The organism is Fictibacillus aquaticus (assembly GCF_002245695.1).
Classification (GTDB): Bacteria; Bacillota; Bacilli; order Bacillales; family Fictibacillaceae; genus Fictibacillus; species Fictibacillus aquaticus.
Genome location: NZ_NOII01000024.1, coordinates 1 through 3,563, shown reverse-complemented (window position 1 = coordinate 3,563; position 3,563 = coordinate 1). Strand labels below are relative to the sequence as shown.

Below are 3,563 nucleotides of genomic sequence, written 5' to 3'. Positions count from 1 at the left end.
TTCCTGCAAGCTGACACACCCCGTACCGATGAACACATTCTTCTTCTGAATCTGAACACATTCAGACTTTCCCGCCACTTCATTTTGCCTGATCCTTATTGCCACGTGTGCGGTGGTCTTCAGGAGGATACAGCTGAACACGCAAAAATAAAACTGAAATCAAGTCCAATGACATCTACTAACAGCTACCGAAGCCGGTCGTTAGAAGAACTAAAGAATGTGCTGAGAAAGGATTACTTTGATTCCCGTACGGGGCTCCTGAATTTTAAACGCTATGACTTTTTGTCACCGTTTGCCGATACGGCAGTGAATCTTCCTTTGTTAACAGGAAATGAGTTATGCGGCGGCAGGACTCATTCTTATGCTAATAGTGAACTTGCAGGCATTTTAGAGGGACTCGAACGGCATTGCGGTTATGCTCCAAAAGGCAAGCATACATCAGTATATGAACCCTACTCTTACGTGAAGATGAACGCAGTAAACCCTCTTTCATTTGGTGTTCATACGGATGAACATTATAAGCTGCCTGGATTTCCGTTCAACTCCTTTGATCCTGAAAGGCCGCTCCATTGGGTGTGGGGATATTCATTATCTCAAGACCGGCCTATTTTGGTGCCAGAAACATTCGCTTATTACAGTCTAGGCAGCGGAGAAGGTTTTGTGTACGAAACATCCAACGGCTGTGCTGTAGGAGGCAGTTTAGAAGAAGCGATTCTGTATGGCATTTTTGAAATCGTTGAACGAGATTCCTTCTTGATGACATGGTATGGACAGCTTCCTATTCCGCGTCTGGATTTGAAAACGATCGATGATTTGGAGCTGCAGCTCATGTTTGAGCGAATCCGTGCAGTAACCGGTTTCGAACTTCACCTCTTTAACGCAACAACCGAAAATAACATTCCAAGCATTTGGGCTTTAGCTAAGAATACAAAAAATAATGGTATGAACCTGCTATGTGCCGCTGGTGCACATCTTGATCCTATTCGTGCGGCTAAAGGGGCGGTCCAGGAGCTTGCAGGAATGCTCGTGAACATGGATGGATTATTTGAAAAAAACCGCAAGAAATATGAACAGATGTATGATGATTCATACCTCGTCCGCCACATGGAAGACCACTCGATGTTATATGGTCTAAAAGAAGCAGAGCAAAGGTTTTCTTTCCTGCTCGATCCGCGCCCTGCTGTAAGGTTTGATAAAGAGTTTGGACCTGTTCGAGAATCTAATGATCTTCTGGATGATTTAAAAGAGGTTTTGACGTTATTTAAAAAACTGAAGCTCGACGTAATCACGGTAGATCAAACGGGTCCTGAACTGGAACGTAACGGATTGCATTGTGTAAAAGTCATCATACCAGGGATGCTTCCGATGACATTCGGCCATCACCTTTCTCGGATAAAAGGACTTGAACGAGCGTTGAATGTACCCGCCAAACTAGGTTTTGTAAAAAAGCCGCTGATGTTTAACGAGCTGAATCCGTATCCGCATCCATTTCCTTAAACGAGCTCCTAAGGGAGGGACTTTCATGAACCTTGATGAATTCTTGTATAAGCTTCATTATGAATCGGAAAAAATAATCCCTTCTGGCTGGGAAGCAAACTGGAACGATGCTCCCCTCCCTTTTAAGCTTTATCGTGAGCTGCCTGCCATCAAGCTGTCTTCTGATATCCCATTCGCTCTTGAAACAGCAGGTGGTAAATCCGAAATCAGCCTAGAAACGGTGAGTCACTTGCTCTGGTTTACGTATGGACTTACACAAATCAGCCAGACACTGCCGTTTGAGGATTTAGCACAACCATGGACAATGTGCAGACGCTTCGTTCCATCGGGAGGTGCTCTTTATCCGAATGAACTGTACTTATATTTAAAAATTGAGGATCTGCCAGCAGGCATCTATCACTATGATGTCTCTCACCATCGGTTAGTCTGCTTAAGAGAAGGAAATTTTGACGACTATCTAACAAAAGCTCTAGGTGGCGGCTGTGACATCCCGGCGTCATTTTGTACTGTATTTATTTCGGTGTTCTTTTGGAAAAACTTTTTTAAATACCATAACTTCTCTTACAGGCTGCAAGGGCTTGATACCGGCTTTGTGATCAGCCAGCTTCTGGAAACGGGAAAACGGCTAGGAATGGAAACCGGCGTTTACTACCAATTTCTTGATCGTGCTGTTAATCATTTGATCGGCATCAACGATCAAGAAGAAAGTGTGTATGCGGTTGTGCCTCTTTCAATGGATACAGAGATGAACTGGTTTTTGAGAACTGGTGATGAAAGGGATACGTCAGATGCTAACGAGCTATGCTGCGAACTAGAACCGCTTCATCATGCTCATTACGTGCGTTCTAAGGAAATAAGAGATTATCGCATGATACGGAAACTGAACGAAGCGAGCATGATAGATGTTTTTCCATCAAATCAGCAAATGGAAGAAAAACAAACAGAGGATTCGAGACACTCTCTGATACTGCCGTCTGCCAATCGGCTAACGTATGATTTTCCTTCCGCGAGCCGCAGGCGGTATTCACCAGGTATGGATTTTGTCCTTAAGGAGATGAACACTCAAACCTTATCATTTCTTTTGTTTGAAACCATCTCTGCCAGTTCATACCGTAATGATATAGACCAAGACATTCAGCCGATAGACAGAGTGTCACTATATCTTGCTGCATATATGACGGAACATTTGCCTAATGGAGCTTATATGTATGACGGTCCATCTCATACGTTAAAGCATGTTGAATACGGAGATTTACGCAGCGCACTTCAAGACAGTCTGTTATCAGATTTCGTAAACATGTCGCAAATCCCGTTTTGCTTCAACATCGTTGGAAATAAGAATCATCATCAACGGAAGTTCGGCTATCGAGGTCATCGGATTCAGCATATGGAAGCAGGATTTCTTTCTCACAAACTCCTTCTGGCTGCTTCGGCACTGAATTTAAGCGGCCACCCGATTCTTGGATTCAATGTTTCTCGGTATGATGCACTTTATCAGTTAAGTAAAAAAGGGCAACGCAGCCTGCTGCAGATTCCCGTCGGCCACTGCCGTCCGCATCCTAGACTGCAGGGGAGCTTGCATACGTAGTAAATCCCCTGCGCTAATACGTTAAACATAAACTTATAAGTCTGCGAACCAAAAAAAGACCCTGGTATATTCTCATATACCAGGGTCTTTATGACATTAACCGATAGAACCTTCCATCTCGAACTTGATTAATGAACCTATTCATAACATATTCTATACATGTAAAAACTTTGTAAAAACAGTGTTTTCCAGGTTTTGATTTTCAAACCTCTTCAACACTTATCAAATTCAGTTGGCACAAAGTTGGCACGAAATTACTCAATAAGCTGCACCATTTCAATTACTAAAAACATCGAGAAAGAACATGACGTCAGAAGTTATTTTTGAATAATATGAAGACTACTCGCATCGATTTTCTTCTGGACATTTAGATGCCTTTTCATCGATTTGGATTGTCGTGTGCTCAATATAAAATTCATCGTGGAGCACTTTTTTAGCCGTTTTGAGCAAATCCTGATAAGGAACACCTGATTCTGAT

Annotated in this window: 2 protein-coding genes; both read left to right on the top strand. The window is 42.8% G+C overall.

What is annotated here, in order from left to right:
• Window positions 1–1,497, top strand: a 1,497-nt coding sequence (locus CGZ90_RS18545; RefSeq protein ID WP_106408326.1) for a TOMM precursor leader peptide-binding protein, incomplete at its 5' end; no start/stop codon positions are given.
• A 25-nt stretch (window positions 1,498–1,522) separates the two neighbouring features.
• Complete coding sequence (locus tag CGZ90_RS18540) at window positions 1,523–3,085, top strand: SagB family peptide dehydrogenase (protein WP_094254008.1); 1,563 nt, start codon at window positions 1,523–1,525, stop codon at window positions 3,083–3,085.
• Window positions 3,086–3,563: the final 478 nt, after the last annotated feature.

Coding starts and splice junctions, on each gene's coding strand:
- CGZ90_RS18540 (WP_094254008.1), top strand. CDS start 1,523: ATGAACCTTGATGAATTCTTGTATAAGCTTCATTATGAATCGGAAAAA.